The following is a 17,278-nucleotide window of genomic DNA, read 5'->3' on the forward strand; positions in this document are numbered from 1 at the left end:
CGGAGGCATGCAAAAGATTGGAACCATATTACTCGTAGCATTATTGGCAATGATCTGTACCGTACAGGCGCAAACAGAACGGCTGCGGCCACTGTGCGTGTCTGACAACGGCAGGTATTTTACAACCGCAGATGGCGCGCCCTTCTTCTGGCTGGGCGATACCGGCTGGCTGCTGTTTAACAAGCTTACCCGCGAAGAAGCGGATAAATACCTGGAAGACCGTCACCAGAAAGGATTTAATGTAATACAGGTAATGGTCGTGCATAGCAATGGCGAGATAAATGCCTATGGCGATGCGGCCCTCGTAAATAAGAATGTAGCTACCCCGCGGGTTACGCCGGGCAACTCGCCGGACGATACCGCCCAGTATGACTACTGGGATCATGTGGATTATATCGTTAATAAAGCCGCGGAGAAAGGCATCTATATGGCGCTGGTGCCCGTATGGGGCTCCAATGTAAAAGCCGGTAAGGTAACGGTACAGCAGGCAAAAACATATGCTACCTGGCTGGCCGCAAGATTTAAGGATAGGCCCAACATCATCTGGATGAACGGCGGCGATATTCCGGGCAACCAGGGCCTGGCCGTATGGAACATGATCGGTACCACCCTGCGTCAGCAGGATCCCGGCCACCTGGTCACCTTTCACCCAAGAGGCCGTACCCAGTCTTCCAGGTGGTTTCACCAGGCATCCTGGCTGCAGTTTAACATGATGCAGTCCGGCCACCGCACCTACGCGCAGGATACCAGCGCCGGTGATCTGCACTATGGAGAAGATAACTGGAAATATGTAACGGCAGACTATAAGTTAAAGCCCGCAAAGCCTACGCTCGATGGTGAGCCTTCTTACGAAGGCATTCCCCATGGGTTGCATGATAGCCTGCAACCTCGTTGGACGGATAGCGATGTAAGGCGTTACGGCTATTGGTCCGTTTTCGCCGGAGCCGCTGGTTATACCTACGGCCACAATGCAGTAATGCAGATGCACAAGCCAGAAGATCAGAGCGGCGCTTACGGCGTAAGGGAGCTATGGTTTAATGCCATCAACGATCCTGGCGCGGGGCAGATGATGCACCTGAAAAACCTGTTGCTGTCACGCCCATATTTTGACCGCGTGCCGGATCAGACATTGATCGCCGGGCAGCAAGGCAATAAATACAACCGGTTGATGGCTACCCGCGGTAAAGAGTATGCCTTCATCTATACATACAACGGGCGTAACATATCCTTGAACATGGGCAGGATAGCCGGTGATACCGTTAAAGCATCCTGGTACGATCCGCGTAATGGCCAGGTAACGCTCATCGGCAAATACGCTAACAAAGGCGTTGCCAACTTTGACCCGCCCGGCACACAGCAGGATGGTAACGACTGGGTACTGATCCTGGATACGTACCAACCCGGCAAAGAAGTATACCTCTTCACCTCTTTCCGTGAGCCGGCAACAGATGGTTTGCACCTGCTGTATAGCTACGATGCTTATCATTGGCTGGACCTGGGCCGCTCCGTCCTGCAGCCTGAGGTAGGAGAGAAGCGCCTCATGCGCGATCCTTCCATGGTACAGGGGCCAGATGGTACCTTTCACCTGGTATGGACCAGCGGCTGGAAAGGCGATAAAGGGTTTGGCTACGCCAGCTCTAAAGACCTGGTGCACTGGTCTGCACAAAAGGCCATCAATGTAATGGAACATGAGCCCACCACCGTGAACGTATGGGCGCCGGAATTGTTCTACGATAAAGCCACACAACAATACGTGATCATCTGGGCGTCCACCATTCCGCACCGTTTCCCTAAAGGACAGGAGGATGAGGATAACAACCACCGCATGTATTACACCACTACTAAAGACTTTAATACTTTTTCCCCGGCCAAACTGTTCCTCGATCCAGGTTTTAGTGTGATAGACGCAGTGATCGTACAGCAGTCCGCCGGTAAGTATGTACTGGTGTTAAAAGATAATACCCGCCCGGAAAGGGATATCAAAGTAGCTTTTGGCGCCAATGCTACCGGTCCTTTTACGGACGTATCAAAGGCCTTTACGCCTAACTTTACGGAAGGCCCCACTGTTGTAAAAACAGGCAACGACTGGCTGATCTATTTTGACGCCTACCGCGAAAAACTATATGGCGCAGTAAAAACAACGGACTTTAAGACCTTCACCAATATTACGGATGATGTGTCTGTACCTGCCGGCCATAAACATGGCACTATTTTTAAAGTAAAGGAAGATGTGCTGGATGCGTTACAGCAACCCGCACACCAATAAAAGTTATTACGTATGATGATCCGCAACTGCAGATATATAATTCCACTGGCGCTGTTAGTTATCACAAAGGCAAATGCACAGGATACGGTACGCTACACCGGTAGTACGCGCGTGAATATAGATTATCACCATGGACAGCTGGCGCCCGCCATGGGCGTGCACAATATAGAAGTGTTGCGCGCTAACCGCGAGCACCCGGATAGGGCGGAGGGCACCGGTTATACCTATAACCACGCGCCTATGCTGGCCTACTGGAACAACGTATTTTACCTGGAATACCTCAGCGATAAAGTAAGCGAAAGCGTACCGCCTGGTCAAACATTATTGGTCAGGTCTAAAGATGGTTACAACTGGTCAAAGCCGGAGATCATCTTCCCGTTGTATAAGATCCCAGACGGTACCACCAAAGAAGGTTATCCTGGCGTAGCAAAAGACTTGTATGCCGTTATGCACCAGCGTATGGGCTTTTACACTTCTAAAAAACATCGCCTGCTGGCCCTGGCTTTTTATGGTATCTGCCTGGATGATGATGATCGTCCCAATGACGGTAAAGGTATTGGCCGCGTAGTGCGCGAGATCATGGCAGATGGCAGCTATGGCCCCATCTACTTCATTCATTATAACCCTAAATGGAATGAGAAGAATACTTCCTACCCCTATTATACCAGCAGCAAGGATAAAGGTTTCGTAGAAGCCTGTAACGAGCTGCTGGCTAACAAGCTTATCACGCAGCAATGGGTAGAGGAGTCTGATCCAAAGGACCCGCTCATCACGCTCCAGAAACAATATAAAGCACTTAGTTACTACCATCTGCCGGATGGCAGGGTAGTGGGCCTCTGGAAGAATGCGCTCACGGCCATCAGCAAGGATGAAGGCAAAAGCTGGCCGGAATCTGCCGTACGTGCGCCCGGGTTTGTGAACGCCAATGCCAAGATCTGGGGACAGCGTACCTCTGATGGCCGCTATGCCACCGTATACAATCCTTCAGAATATCGCTGGCCCCTGGCTATTTCCGTAAGCCAGAACGGCCTGGAATATACAAACATGCTGTTGGTCCATGGCGAAATATCCCCCCTGCGTTATAAAGGCTTCTTTAAGGACTACGGCCCCCAATATGTACGTGGCATTGCAGAAGGCGACGGCACACCTCCCGGCGGCGATATGTGGGTAAGCTACAGCGTAAATAAAGAAGATATTTGGGTAGCCCGTATTCCCGTACCGGTAAAAGATAAAGCCACAGAGCAGGTAAACGATGTATTCAAACAGATGTCGCCGGATACCGCGCTCAAACACTGGAACATCTACAGCCCCTTATGGGCCCCGGTTAAAATGGAGAAGTCTGCCGACGGCCAGGTGCTCGCCCTGCGCGACTGGGACCGTTATGATTACGCCAAAGCAGAGCGCCTGTTCCCGGAAACACAGCGTGCTACGGTAGAATTCAGCGTTACGCCCGCACAGAATAACAAAGGCCTGCTGCAGGTGGAATTACAGGACACCAAAGGCAGCCCCTGTGTACGCCTCATGTTTGAACCAGACGGCACGCTGCGGGCCAAATCCGGGGCTAAGTTCAAGAACATCATGAAGTACGGGGCCAACACCGCCTATAACATCCGCATCACTGTTAATACTTACACCCGCTTCTACTCGGTAGAGATCAATGGCAAACATGCGTTAAACCAGCTCACCTTTGATCCGGTGCAAAGCGTGTCGCGTGTTACTTTCCGCACCGGCGAGCCAAGGCATGAACCGCATGCGGATACGCCGGCTGCACAGGACTTTGACCGTCCTAATGCCGGTGAACCGGACGAAGAAGCGGCCTATTTCATCAAATCCCTGAAAACGGAAGCACATTAATGCGCAGTCTCCTCCTCATAATAACCTTGTTGTGCCAGGTCACCCTGCTGTCTGCTCAAAACATACAGCTGCAGCACCTGCGTTGTGAAATGTTAACCAACCCGGTTGGCATTGACGTAACAACGCCCCGTCTTAGTTGGGAAGTAACCGGCGCACAGCGGAACATCCGGCAAACTGCTTACGAGGTACTGGTAGCCTCCACGCCGCAAAAACTGGCCGCCAATGAAGGCGATCTGTGGAGCTCCGGTAAGATAAACAGTAACCGCTCCGTACATGTAGCCTATGCAGGTAAGCCCCTGCAAAGCCGTGCGGCCTGTTACTGGAAACTAAGGACCTGGACCACCCAGGGCGCTAGTGATTGGAGCGCCCCTGCACAATGGAGTATGGGCCTGCTCACCTCACAGGACTGGCAGGCAAAATGGATAGGCATGGATCGCGGCTTTCCCTGGGATAGTGCGGAAACTAAATTCTCCCGCCTCTCCGCCCGCTACTTCCGCAAAACATTTGCGGTTAAAGCATCCATTAAAAAAGCCACTGCTTACGTCTCCGGTCTGGGCTGGTACGAATTGTACCTGAACGGACAGCGTATAGGCGACCAGGTACTGGCGCCCGCGCCTACAGACTACCGGAGGTCCGTTCTATACAATACATTTGACGTAACAACCGCCCTACAGCAAGGTAACAATGCCATTGGTACCGTATTGGGCAATGGCCGTTTCTTTACCATGCGGCAGGCATACAAACCTTATAAGATCCGCACGTTCGGTTATCCCAAAGTATTACTGCAACTGGAAGTAGAGTATACAGATGGTACCCGCCAGACCATTGTTACAGACAATAGCTGGAAGTTTACCGCCGATGGCCCCATCCGTACCAACAACGAATACGATGGCGAGGAATATGATGCCACCAAAGAAATGCCGGGATGGAGCACCACAAAGTTTGATGATAGCCAATGGCTGCAGCCACAACTGGTAGAAGCCCCCGGAGGACAAATAAAGGCCCAGATGAATGAGCGTATGCGGGTAATGGAAACCATCCGCCCCGTCGGCATCCACAGCCTTAAACCCGGTGTACAGATCCTGGATATGGGCCAGAACATGGTAGGCTGGCTGCAACTGAAAGTAAAAGGGAAACGGGGCGACCAGGTAACGCTGCGTTTTGCAGAAACCTTGCAGCCGGATGGCTCCCTTTATGTAGCCAACCTGCGCGATGCTAAAGTAACAGATGTATACACCCTGAAAGGCGATGGTATAGAAACATGGCATCCCGTTTTTGTATACCATGGCTTCCGTTATGTCGAGATCACCGGTTACCCGCAAGCACCTTCCCTGAATGATTTTGAAGGACAGGTAGTCTATGATGGCATCAATACCACCGGTACTTTTACCTCTTCAGATACTACCCTCAATCAAATATTTAAGAACGCTTACTGGGGCATACGCGGCAATTACAAAGGCATGCCATTGGATTGCCCCCAGCGTAACGAGCGCATGCCCTGGCTGGGCGACCGCGCCACCGGCGCTTATGGAGAAAGCTTCCTGTTTGACAATGCTAAATTATATGCCAAATGGCTCGATGATATTGAGGAATCGCAAACAGAAGCCGGCGCCATCCCGGATGTAGCCCCTGCCTACTGGAACTACTACAGCGATAACGTTACCTGGCCCGGCACTTACATCCTCGTGGCCAATATGCTCTACGAGCAGTTTGATGACGAGGTGTCCATCGCCAAACATTACAACAGCATGAAACGATGGCTGGCCTACATGCGCGGCAAGTACATGAAAGACTACATCGTTACCAAAGATAAATACGGTGACTGGTGCGTGCCGCCGGAGTCCTTACAGCTCATCCACTCCCGGGACTCTACCCGTACTACAGAGGGCGCGCTCCTGGCCACTGCCTACTACTACCGCTTGCTTTCGCTGATGGAACGTTTTGCCGGTATCCTGCATCAACCACAGGATGCCAAAGAATTTGCCGCGTTACAGGAAAAGATCAGCGACGCATTCAACAAAAAATATTTCAACAGTACCACCGCACAATACAGCAACAATACTGTTACGGCCAACCTGTTACCCCTATACTTTGACATCACACCCGCTGCTAAACGCGATGCGGTATTCCACAACATCGTACAAAAGATAGAACAGGAATACCACGGGCATATCAGCACCGGCGTAATAGGTACCCAATGGCTCATGCGCGGCCTGAGCCGCCGCGGACAACAGGATATCGCCTACCAGATGGCATCCAACCGGGACTATCCCAGCTGGGGCTACATGGTAGCACGTGGCGCTACCACCATCTGGGAACTTTGGAACGGCGATACCGCCAACCCCAGCATGAACTCCCATAACCACATTATGCTCCTGGGCGATCTGCTTGTCTGGTATTACGAGGATCTTGCCGGTATCCGCTCCGCGCCCGGCCATCCCGGCTTTCAACAGGTGCTAATGAAACCTGTATTACCTACAGGCTTACAATCCGCCAAAGCTACCTACCATACTAACTATGGTGATGTAAGCAGCAGCTGGAAAAAAGAGGCCGGTCATTTTACCTGGCAGGTACACATTCCGGCTAATACCACCGCATTGGTATACATCCCTGCAGCCAACGCTGCCCAGGTAAAAGAAAGTGGCAAAGCCGCCAGTACCGCTACGGGCATTAAATGGCTGCGTATGGAAGGTGACAGGGCCGTATTCGAAGCCGGCTCCGGCGACTACGTATTTGAGAGTGTTTTGAATGAAAAATAGAACCCAGTATCCTGCACCTGTAAAGGTGTGGGATACTTACTTGTAAACAACAACTATGTATAAACGTATTTTTAGCGCAGCTCTATTATTACTGACTGCCTTCAGCGGAGAGGCGCAACAAACGGAAACAAGGCCCTGGAAACACGGCATAATCACAGACGAGTTCATATTTGAACAGGCGCCTTTCCCTTCCTGTCACGCTTCCACCATTGCAGAAACCAAACAGGGATTAGTAGCCGCCTGGTTTGGCGGCGCTAAAGAAGGCGCGCCGGATGTGTGCATATGGGTAAGCCGTAAAGCCAACAACAGCGACAAATGGACAGCCCCTGCAGAAGTAGCCAACGGTAAACTGAATGATAGCGTGCGCGTAGCCTGCTATAACCCGGTATTATACCAGGTACCCGGCGGCGACCTGCTCCTGTTTTATAAAGTAGGCGCTAAGGTAGCATTATGGAAAGGCTGGATGAAAACCTCTAAAGACGGCGGTATTACCTGGTCTGCGCCCAAAGCTTTACCGGAAGGTTATCTGGGCCCCGTAAAGAACAAACCGGTGCTGCTGAAGGATGGTACATTACTATGCCCCTCCAGCACAGAGAGCAATGGCTGGAAAGTACATTTTGAGCTGACCAAAGACCAGGGCAACACCTGGGAAAAGATAGGCCCCATCAATGATGGTAAAACCTTTAATGCCATACAACCCAGCGTACTGTTTTACCCCGGCGGCAGGATGCAGATCCTGTGCAGAAGCAAGGAGCGCGCTATTCTGGAATCATGGTCTACAGATAACGGCCGTACCTGGTCGCCCATGGCGCCTACTAACCTGCCCAACAATAACTCCGGAACAGACGCAGTGACCCTGCCGGATGGCCGTCAGCTGTTGGTATATAACCACGTGCTGCCGCCGGATGGAAAAGCTAAGGGCCCCCGCACACCTTTGAATGTATCTGTTTCTAAAGACGGCAAAACATGGAATGCGGCGCTGATCCTGGAAGATTCTCCCATCAGTCAGTACTCTTATCCTTCCGTGATCTATGGGCGGGATGGTTTTATACATATCGTATACACCTGGAGAAGGGAACGTATCAAATATGTAAAAGTAGACCCGAAGCAGCTGCAGGTAAAAGAGATCAAAAACGGCCAATGGCCCAATGAATAATTCACGGACAACAAAGCTGTAGTTCGTACAAAAACATTGTTATGGATCGTCGTAAATTTTTATTCAATACTTCCCTGGCATTGACCGCCGGTTTACTGGACAGGCAAATATCCTGGGCAGCTGCGCCGCAAGCACAGCAACGTTACAAGATAGCCGTTTGTGACTGGATGATCTTAAAACGCCAGAAACTGGGCGCTTTACAACTAACCAAAGATATTGGCGCGGATGGTGTTGAGCTGGATATGGGCGGTTTAGGTACCCGCGAGACCTTTGACAACAAACTCACCGATGCCGCATTACGCCAAAAATTCATTGACGAAGCCAAACGCCTCAACATAGAGTTCGCCTCCGTGGCCATGTCCGGTTTTTACGCGCAGTCCTTTGCGGAGCGCCCGGGTGTAGACCGTATGGTGCAGGATTGTATAGACCTTATGCAACAGCTGCAGGTAAAAGTAGCTTTCCTGCCCCTGGGTATCCAGGGTGATCTGGTGCAGCATCCGGAGTTACGCCCGGTGATTGTAAAACGGTTACAGGAAGTAGCCAAACAGGCAGAGAAAGCCAATGTGATCATCGGTATTGAAACGGCCCTGGATGCAAAAGGAGAGGTGAAGCTGCTGGATGATATCGGTTCTGCCAATATCCAAAGCTATTTCAACTTTGCCAATGCACTGGAAGGAGGCCGCGACCTCCAGAAGGAGTTGCGTATCTTAGGCAAACACCGTATTGCCCAGATCCACTGCACAGATAAAGATGGCGTATGGCTGCAGGATAACACCCGCATCCACCTGCCCAAGGTAAAACACACCCTCGATAAAATGGGTTGGAGCGGCTGGCTCGTCATAGAGCGCTCCCGCGATGCAAAAGACCCGCGTAATGTGAAATGGAACTTTGGCGCTAACGCCAAATATCTGAAATCGGTTTTTCAACAGGCATAATGATAGATTTGAATGTAACAAAACACCTCCGTAAATTATTATTTGCAGGCCTTTGCCTGTTATTGTTAACCGGCTCGTTGTCCGCACAAACGCCCAGGCTGGAACAGGCTTTCCGCCGTCCGCCGCCTGCGGCCAAACCCTGGGTATTCTGGTACTGGATGCAGGCCAGCGTATCCCGCGCAGGCATCACCGCAGACCTGGAAGCCATGAAGGCGGCCGGTATTGGCGGCGCTTACCTGATGCCCATTAAAGGCCCCGCTAACCCGCCGCTCATGCAGCCGCCCGTAGTGCAGCTTACGCCGGAATGGTGGGCCATGGTGCGCCATGCTATGCAGGAAGCAGACCGCCTGGGCCTGCACCTGGCCATGCACGATTGCGATGGTTTTGCCCTGGCAGGTGGCCCCTGGATCACCCCAGCGCTATCCATGCAAAAAATAGTGTGGTCGGAAACGCAGGTGACCGGCAACCGCCTGTTTGATGAAACTTTGCCACAACCGCAGGCTTACAAAAACTATTATGAAGATATTGCCGTACTGGCTTATCCGGCTTTACCCGGCGCGGGCGTTACGCCCGTGCCAACAATAAGCACCAGTTTACCGGGCCGGGATGCCCGTTTCCTGGCAGACCCCAATAACAGGGAGAATTTCCGTAGCGATACCGCCTGCTGGATCCAGTATGCTTTTGAACAGCCATTCACCTGCCGCAATATCCACATCCGCTCCAATGGCCCCAATTACCAGGCCCAGCGCCTGATCGTAACGGCCAGTGATGATGGCCATACATTCCGTACTGTGGGCCGCCTGGAGCCGCCTCGCCACGGATGGCAGGATAATGATACCGGCGTAACGCATGTAATAACGCCTACCACCGCACGCTTTTTCCGTTTCGCTTATGATACCACCGGTTCAGAAGCCGGCGCAGAAGACCTGGACGCCGCTAAATGGAAAGCTACGCTCAAAGTATGCGGCATCACCTTATCTGCCGAGCCAAGATTAAATCAATACGAAGGTAAAATAGGAGAGATCTGGCGCGTGAGCCGTCCTACTACGACCACGCAATTACCGGATTCACTCTGTGTGCCGTTAGATAAGATCATTGATCTCACCGCTTCAGCAGATAAACAGGGCCGCCTGCATTGGCAGGTGCCGCCCGGCCGCTGGACCATCCTCCGGATAGGCCATACTTCTACCGGGCACACCAATGCTACCGGTGGCGGCGGTATAGGCCTGGAGTGCGACAAGTTCAACCCTGCGGCTATCCGCCTGCAGTTTGATCAATGGTTTGGCGAGATCTATCGCCAGGTAGGCCCTTCACTGGCAGAGCGCGTGCTGAAAGTGTTTCATATAGATAGTTGGGAATGCGGCAGCCAGAACTGGTCGCCGGTATTCCGGGAGGAGTTCCGCCGCCGCCGTGGATACGATCTGTTTACTTATCTGCCGGCCATGGCTGGCATACCGGTGCAAAGCGCCGCTATTTCCGAACGTTTCTTACACGATATCCGTCAGACCATCGCAGAGCTGGTGGTAGATAACTTCTACGGCACTATGGGTAAACTGGCCCGCGAAAAAGGCTGCAGCTTTAGCGCAGAGAACGTGGCGCCCACCATGACCAGTGATGGCATGGCGCATTTCCGTGCCGTAGACATCCCCATGGGTGAGTTCTGGTTACGTTCTCCCACCCATGACAAACCCAACGATATGGCAGACGCTATTTCCGGCGCGCATATCTACGGGAAACCTATCATACAGGCAGAAGCCTTCACGGAATTACGTTTAGCCTGGGATGAATATCCCGGCATGTTAAAAGCCCTGCAGGATAAGAACTATGCAGCCGGCATTAACCGCCTGGTCTACCATGTATTCGCCCACAATCCCTGGATGGACCGTCAGCCTGGCATGACCCTGGACGGCATAGGACTTTACTTTCAACGGGATCAGACCTGGTGGAAACCCGGCCGTGCCTGGGTCTCCTACGCACAACGCTGCCAGGCGCTCTTACAACAGGGCCGCCCCGTAATAGACCTGGCCGTATTTACCGGAGAAGAGATTCCGCGCCGCGCGGTGCTACCAGAACGGATATTGGCTAAATATCCCGGGTTGCAATTCATCAATTATGACTCCTTTAACCCGGATGCATTATCCCTGGCTAAAGTGCATAACGGCCGCATAGAGTTACCGGGCGGCGCCAGCTACCAGGCCTTATTGATACCAGGCGCACACGCCTTATCACCGGATGGCGGAATGATGTCATCTGAAGTAGCAACCCGTTTACGTGAACTGGCAGCCGCAGGCGCCAACATACTCATGGCAGACCAGCCAGACCATACGCCAGGCCTTTCACACTTCCCGGCAAGTGAGGATACCCTGCATAACATCATAAAAACATTAAGACCCGGTAACTGGAACAACTGGAAACTGCAGCCTGATTTTGCCGCCTGGGATACCCTGCACCAACAGCGCGATACCGGTATTTTATATACCCATCGCCGTACACCGGAAGCAGATATCTATTTCGTCTCCAGCCAATGGGATAGTACCCGTATCCTTACATGCAGCTTCCGCGTAAACGGTAAGGTCCCGGAGTTATGGAACCCGGTAACCGGTGATATAAAAGATGCAAAAGATTGGGAGCGCAAAGATGGCGTAACTCAGCTACCGTTAAAATTTGATCCTTCCGGTTCCTGGTTTATCATCTTCCGTAAGCCTGCAAAAGCGCAGGCGCAACATACCGGTAAGAACTGGTCCACGCCACAAACGCTGCAAACACTGTCCGGTAGCTGGCAGGCAGCATTCAATCCAAAGGTAGGCGGCCCTGCCAAGCACATTACATTCACCCAGCTGGAAGACTGGAGTAAAAACACAGACGCCGCCATCCGCTACTACTCCGGCACTGTGGTATATACACAAACATTTGACTGGCAACCGGCAGCCGGCGGCCGCATCTGGCTGGATCTTGGTAAAGTGGCTAATATTGCGGAAGTGAGCCTGAACGGTATGCCCTGCGGCGTAGCATGGACCGCGCCCTACCGTGTGGATATCTCAACCGCTATACGCCGCGGTAAGAATACCCTGCGCATAGAAGTAACCAATACCTGGGCTAACCGCCTCACAGGCGATCATACCTTGCCGGCGGCGCAACAGATCACCCATACCACCGCGCCTTACCGCCTCCTGGAAGGGAAACCCCTATTGGAAGCAGGTTTACTGGGGCCGGTTAATATTTTAAAAACTACAGAATAAGTATACGATGAGGATCGCATTCACTTATATTTTCCTTTTAGTGCTGGCCACCGCCAGCGCGCAAACCAAACAGGAAGTGCCTGTGGATGTGATGCAGCGCATTTACGACCAGGTAAAAACGCCTTACAAATACGGGCTGGTATTAACGCCGGAAACAGAGAACAAGAAACTGGATTGTCCCAGCGTATTCCGTAAGAACGGCCATTGGTACATGACTTATATCCAATTTGATGGCAGGGGATATGAGACCTGGATCTCCGGTAGCAAAGACCTGCTGCATTGGGAAACGCTGGGTAAACTAATGTCATTCTCCGATACTACGGATTGGGATAATAACCAGAAAGCAGGCTACATCGCCTTACAGGAACCTGAATGGGGTGGCAGTTATGAATGGCAGCGCTATGATGGCAAATATTGGATGTCGTACATAGGCGGCAACACCCGTGGTTACGAAAAGGGTTTACTATCCATTGGCATGGCATATACTACCAAAGACCCCACAAAACCGCACGAATTACAACGGCTGCCACAACCGGTACTCATGTCCTCTGACAAAGAAGCCGGCTGGTGGGAGAACAATGTGCAGTATAAAAGCACCGTGCTTTGGGACCGCTCCAAAGCAACCGGTCACCAGTTCATAATGTACTACAACGCCAAAGGCGATAGCATCAACCCCAAGCGGGGTAAGGAACGTATAGGCATGGCAGTATCGGACGATATGCTACACTGGCAACGTTTTGGTAAAGAGCCGGTACTCAATCATCACGCGGGCATCACCGGCGATCCCTGGATCCAGCGCATTAACGACGTATGGGTAATGTTCTATTTTGGCGCTTTCTGGAAAGACAAAGGCGGCGCCTTTAACCGCTTTGCCTGCTCTTACGACCTGCTACACTGGACAGACTGGACCGGCGATGATCTTATCAAATCATCAGAGCCATTCGACGGCATGTTCGCACACAAATCCAGCGTAGTATACTACAAAGGCATAGTATACCATTTCTATTGCGCCGTAAATAAGGCAGATCAGCGCGGTATTGCCGTGGCCACTTCTGTTGATAAAGGAAAAAGCGCCCTTCGCTTTGGTAAAGAAGAAAAAACGAAATGAACCGTAGCGCAATGAAATTACTAAGCACTATATTATTACTGTTAGCAACCACTGCACAGGCCCAGGATACTGGCCGCACCCAACTCTTTGACGCCGGCTGGCGTTTTCACCGCGGCGGCGCGCAGGGCGCTGATAAGCCGGAGTTTGATGACAGCAAATGGCGGATGATCGACCTGCCGCATGACTGGAGTATAGAAGACCTGCCCGGCACAAACTCGCCCTTTAGTCCGGACGCCGTAAGCCAGGTAAGCGGCGGCTTTACGACCGGCGGTACCGGCTGGTACCGGAAAACCTTTACTATCCCTGCCGCACAGCAAGGCAAAAAGATCCAGCTGCAGTTTGATGGGGTATATATGAACGCGGAGGTATATCTGAATGGCAAACGCCTGGGTAAACATCCTTATGGTTATACATCTTTCTGGTACGATATTACTCCCAGGGTAAAGTTTGGCGCAGAAAACGTACTGGCCGTAAAGATCAAGAACGATGGGGAGAACAGCCGCTGGTACGCCGGCTCCGGCATTTACCGCCATGTATGGCTCACCACTATAGATCCGGTACACGTAGCGCCCTGGGGCACATACATCACCACACCGCAGGTAAGCCCCCAGTCGGCTACCGTACACATAAATACAAAGATCGTGAACGAGGCGGCTGATGCAGCTCCTCTCAGGATCACCACACACATAATAAACGCTGCCGGTAAGGAAGTGGGCGTAGTGAATGCCACGCAACAACTGGCTGGTAAAGCAGACAGCCCCTATGACCAGGATCTCACCATTGCCCGTCCGCAATTGTGGTCTACAGAAACGCCGGTCTTATACACCGCCGTTACAGAAGTATATCGCAATGCGCAGCTAACAGACCGCGTACAAACCACCTTTGGCATCCGCAGCATCACCGCCGATGCCGTAAATGGCTTCCGTTTAAACGGCCAGCCCATCAAACTCAAAGGTGGTTGTGTACACCATGATAACGGTCCCCTGGGCGCCAAAGCCTATGACCGTGCAGAAGAACGCAAAGTCGCCCTCCTCAAGGCCAGCGGTTATAACGCCATACGCTGCGCGCACAACCCGCCCTCACCCGCTTTCCTGGATGCCTGTGACCGCCTGGGTATGCTCGTGATAGACGAAGCCTTTGATATCTGGACACAAGGCAAAAACCCGGACGACTACCACCTGTACTTCAACGAATGGTGGCAGCGCGATCTGGAAAGTATGCTATACCGCGATCGGAACCACCCTTCCATCATCATGTGGAGCACTGGCAACGAAATACCCAACCGCGAAAAACCGGAAGTGGTAAAAGTAGCCAAAATGCTCAGCGACTATATCCGCACGCTGGATACCACGCGCTTTATTACCTGCGGCGTAAATGGCGTAACCCCGGATAAAGACCCATTCCTGGCCACCCTCGATATTGCCGGCTATAACTACGCCCGCGATAGATACGATACCGATCATCTGCGCTTGCCATCACGGGTAATGTTCGCCACAGAATCCTTACCCCTCGAAGCATTTGACTACTGGATGGGCGTTACAGACCATCCCTGGGTAATAGGCGATTTTGTATGGACCGCCTTTGACTATATAGGAGAGGCCAGCATCGGTTGGCTGGGATACTGGCAGGATCAGACTTTCTATCCCTGGAACCTGGCCTACTGTGGCGATATCGATATCTGCGGATGGAAGCGCCCGCAATCATACTATCGCGATGTACTATGGAAGCCCAACCAGGTATCCGTTTTCGTAAAACCACCCCAGCCCTCTTTCCCCATCAACCCTAAAAAAGTAGACTGGAGCCATTGGGAATGGCATGATGTTGTAGCAGACTGGAACTGGAAAGGCCACGAACAGCAACCCTTGGAAGTGGAAGTATATTCCTCCTGTGATGAGGTAGCGCTTTTCCTCAACGGAAAGTCCCTGGGTAAAAAAACAACCAACCGGTCCAATAAATTTACCGCTCACTGGCAGGTTCCCTACCAACCCGGAACCTTAAAGGCCGTAGGCTATAGCCAGGGTAAAGAAGTAAGCAATGCTGCGCTCCGCACAGCAGATGCGCCTGCACAGCTGCAGCTATCCGCAGACCGCACCACTATCCACGCCAAAGGCCAGGACCTCAGCTACATTACCGTAGAACTGCAGGATAAAAACGGTGTGCGCGATACCAGAGCAGAGAATGCGGTACGCTTCACTGTAGAAGGCCCCGGGGTAATTGCCGGCGTGGGCAATGCAAATCCCATCAGTACAGAAAGCTGTCAGCTGCCCCGGCGTAAAGCCTGGCAGGGCAGGTGCCTGGTGATTGTAAAGTCTACAGGGGAGAAGGGGAATATTGTGTTAAAGGCGGCTGCAGATGGGTTGAAAGGAGCGGAGGTAAGGGTGGTGGCGGAGTGATAGATCGGAGTACTTTATTTTATCAGGTACATGTTTTTTATTATACGAATTGTCTCCGCACTGCGGAGACAATTCGTATAATATATTTTTTATATAGATTAGCGTTTCTCACCATAAGGGTCTTTTGAAGGGATTATAATGATTCAGAATCTATTTAAATGAAACTATTTGTTTTTTGTCACTGCCATTGCCCTTTGCAGTTTCTTTGTTAATAAAGCTTTGGAAGGTAGTTGTGTCATGTATTCAGCAACGCGGATATGACCTTTGTCTAATTCCAACAATTCAATTTGCTCGTGCTGCTTTTCCGCACATAGGATTAGCCCAATTGGAGTGTCTTCCCCATCTTTCTTTTCATATTTATCAAGCCATTTTAAGTATAGCTCCATTTGCCCTTTATATGCAGCTTTGAATTTACCCAACTTCAGATCAATGGCCACTAAACGCCTTAACCCACGATGGTAGAATAATAAGTCAATTCGATGATCCTCTCCGTCTATCTGGATTCTTTATTGTCGGGCCAAAAAGGCGAAATCAGTACCTAACTCTATAATAAATTGTTGTAACTCTTTTAGAATGGCAGATTCTATATCTTGTTCACTATAGGTATCTCGTAAATTAAGGAAATCTAATACGTACGGATCACGAAAAACGAGATCCGGGCTCATTGTTCCTTCAGATTTCAGTAGTGCTAGCTCTTTTTTAATCAGTGTCGCTGGTCTTTTGGACAAAGAGGTACGTTCAAATAACATGCTATCTATCCGTTCCTGCAATATGCGCGTACTCCATTTCTCTCTTTGGCAAAGCTGGGTATAAAAATCTCTTTTTATATCTTCATTAATGAAAATCAATATTTTTATATGTGTCCAACTCAATTCTCTACTCAATGCGTAGATTTTCTCTTTATCCTGAATTCTCTCCGCACTGCGGAGACAATTCCAAAGTTGCTGCTTAGACCAGCCTTTACCAAATTGCTCAGTTAACTTTAACGCTAGCTGTGTTACTACTTGTTCACCATATTCAGCCCTTTCATGCCTAAGGATATTGCTATTTAGGGCCTTTCCTATATTCCAATAAAGCATAGTGATCTCACTATTTATGGCGAGCGCTACTTGTTGTTTACTTTGGTTAATGAGCGTGGCAATTTCTTTGAGTAAATTTCTTAATTCATTTTTGGCTAATACAATTCTCTTATTTCTCATAATTGGCGTTTAAGGCATTTGTAACTACATACATACGTGTAGACTGCCAAAATGATTTTGAATTGATTAGCCAGTTTACAAGAACTTTAAAACAAGTAGTTACATGATAAATAATATTGAATAAGAGGTGGACTTTTACTTGCCAACTTTCACGGAATCAACTAATTATTCGCATTTTTTTAATTCTATACGAATTGTCTCCGCACGGCGGAGACAATTGCAAAACCAGTTATTTTCTAATTAAAAAATTCATATTCAATGCATTGTATCCTTCTTTTGCTTCCAGTCTTACCAGCTTTTCCTCTTGTAACATGCCATCTGATAAATACCTCTTTGCAGAAGCCAGTATGCCTGCTGGGAATCATTTAA

The 17,278-nt window shown here is 50.7% G+C and carries 8 protein-coding genes and 1 pseudogene; 8 read left to right on the top strand and 1 reads right to left on the bottom strand.

Translation table 11 applies throughout. The features are described 5' to 3' along the window. The first annotated feature begins 7 nt into the window (after positions 1-7). Genes F0L74_RS17860 through F0L74_RS17895 form a run of 8 tightly spaced genes read left to right on the top strand, consistent with a single transcriptional unit; the run spans position 8 to position 15,710 of the window. The gene (locus tag F0L74_RS17860) at positions 8-2,266 is read left to right on the top strand and encodes an apiosidase-like domain-containing protein (protein ID WP_188316050.1); all 2,259 of its coding nucleotides are present in this window, start codon (positions 8-10) and stop codon (positions 2,264-2,266) included. A gap of 12 nt (positions 2,267-2,278) precedes the next feature. Continuing rightward, positions 2,279-4,120: a sialidase/neuraminidase family protein gene (locus F0L74_RS17865; protein ID WP_246197756.1), complete on the top strand. Its 1,842-nt coding sequence runs from the start codon at positions 2,279-2,281 to the stop codon at positions 4,118-4,120. After that, a complete protein-coding gene (locus F0L74_RS17870; RefSeq protein WP_149839244.1) occupies positions 4,120-6,879 on the top strand; it encodes a glycoside hydrolase family 78 protein in 2,760 nt (919 codons plus the stop codon). Before F0L74_RS17865 ends, F0L74_RS17870 begins: the two co-directional genes overlap by 1 nt. A 55-nt stretch (positions 6,880-6,934) precedes the next feature. Next, on the top strand, positions 6,935-8,035 hold the full coding sequence (locus F0L74_RS17875) for a sialidase family protein (RefSeq protein WP_149839245.1): 1,101 nt from the start codon (positions 6,935-6,937) through the stop codon (positions 8,033-8,035). Between the two features lie 41 nt (positions 8,036-8,076). After that, positions 8,077-8,970, top strand: a complete 894-nt coding sequence (locus tag F0L74_RS17880) for a sugar phosphate isomerase/epimerase family protein (RefSeq protein WP_149839246.1) — start codon at positions 8,077-8,079, stop codon at positions 8,968-8,970. Beyond that, the gene (locus F0L74_RS17885; protein ID WP_149839247.1) at positions 8,970-12,209 is read left to right on the top strand and encodes a glycosyl hydrolase; all 3,240 of its coding nucleotides are present in this window, start codon (positions 8,970-8,972) and stop codon (positions 12,207-12,209) included. Before F0L74_RS17880 ends, F0L74_RS17885 begins: the two co-directional genes overlap by 1 nt. A gap of 7 nt (positions 12,210-12,216) precedes the next feature. Further along, entirely contained in the window at positions 12,217-13,317 is a 1,101-nt protein-coding gene (locus F0L74_RS17890) for a glycoside hydrolase family protein (RefSeq protein ID WP_149839248.1), read from the top strand. Positions 13,318-13,328: 11 nt separating this feature from the next. Continuing rightward, positions 13,329-15,710: a DUF4982 domain-containing protein gene (locus tag F0L74_RS17895; protein WP_149839249.1), complete on the top strand. Its 2,382-nt coding sequence runs from the start codon at positions 13,329-13,331 to the stop codon at positions 15,708-15,710. Between the two features lie 164 nt (positions 15,711-15,874). Here the strand turns inward: F0L74_RS17895 and F0L74_RS17900 are convergent. Continuing rightward, positions 15,875-16,909 (bottom strand): annotated as a pseudogene (locus F0L74_RS17900) (PDDEXK nuclease domain-containing protein). Between the last annotated feature and the right edge of the window lie 369 nt (positions 16,910-17,278).

Source organism: Chitinophaga agrisoli, assembly GCF_008386695.1.
In the GTDB taxonomy this organism is placed as follows: domain Bacteria; phylum Bacteroidota; class Bacteroidia; order Chitinophagales; family Chitinophagaceae; genus Chitinophaga; species Chitinophaga agrisoli.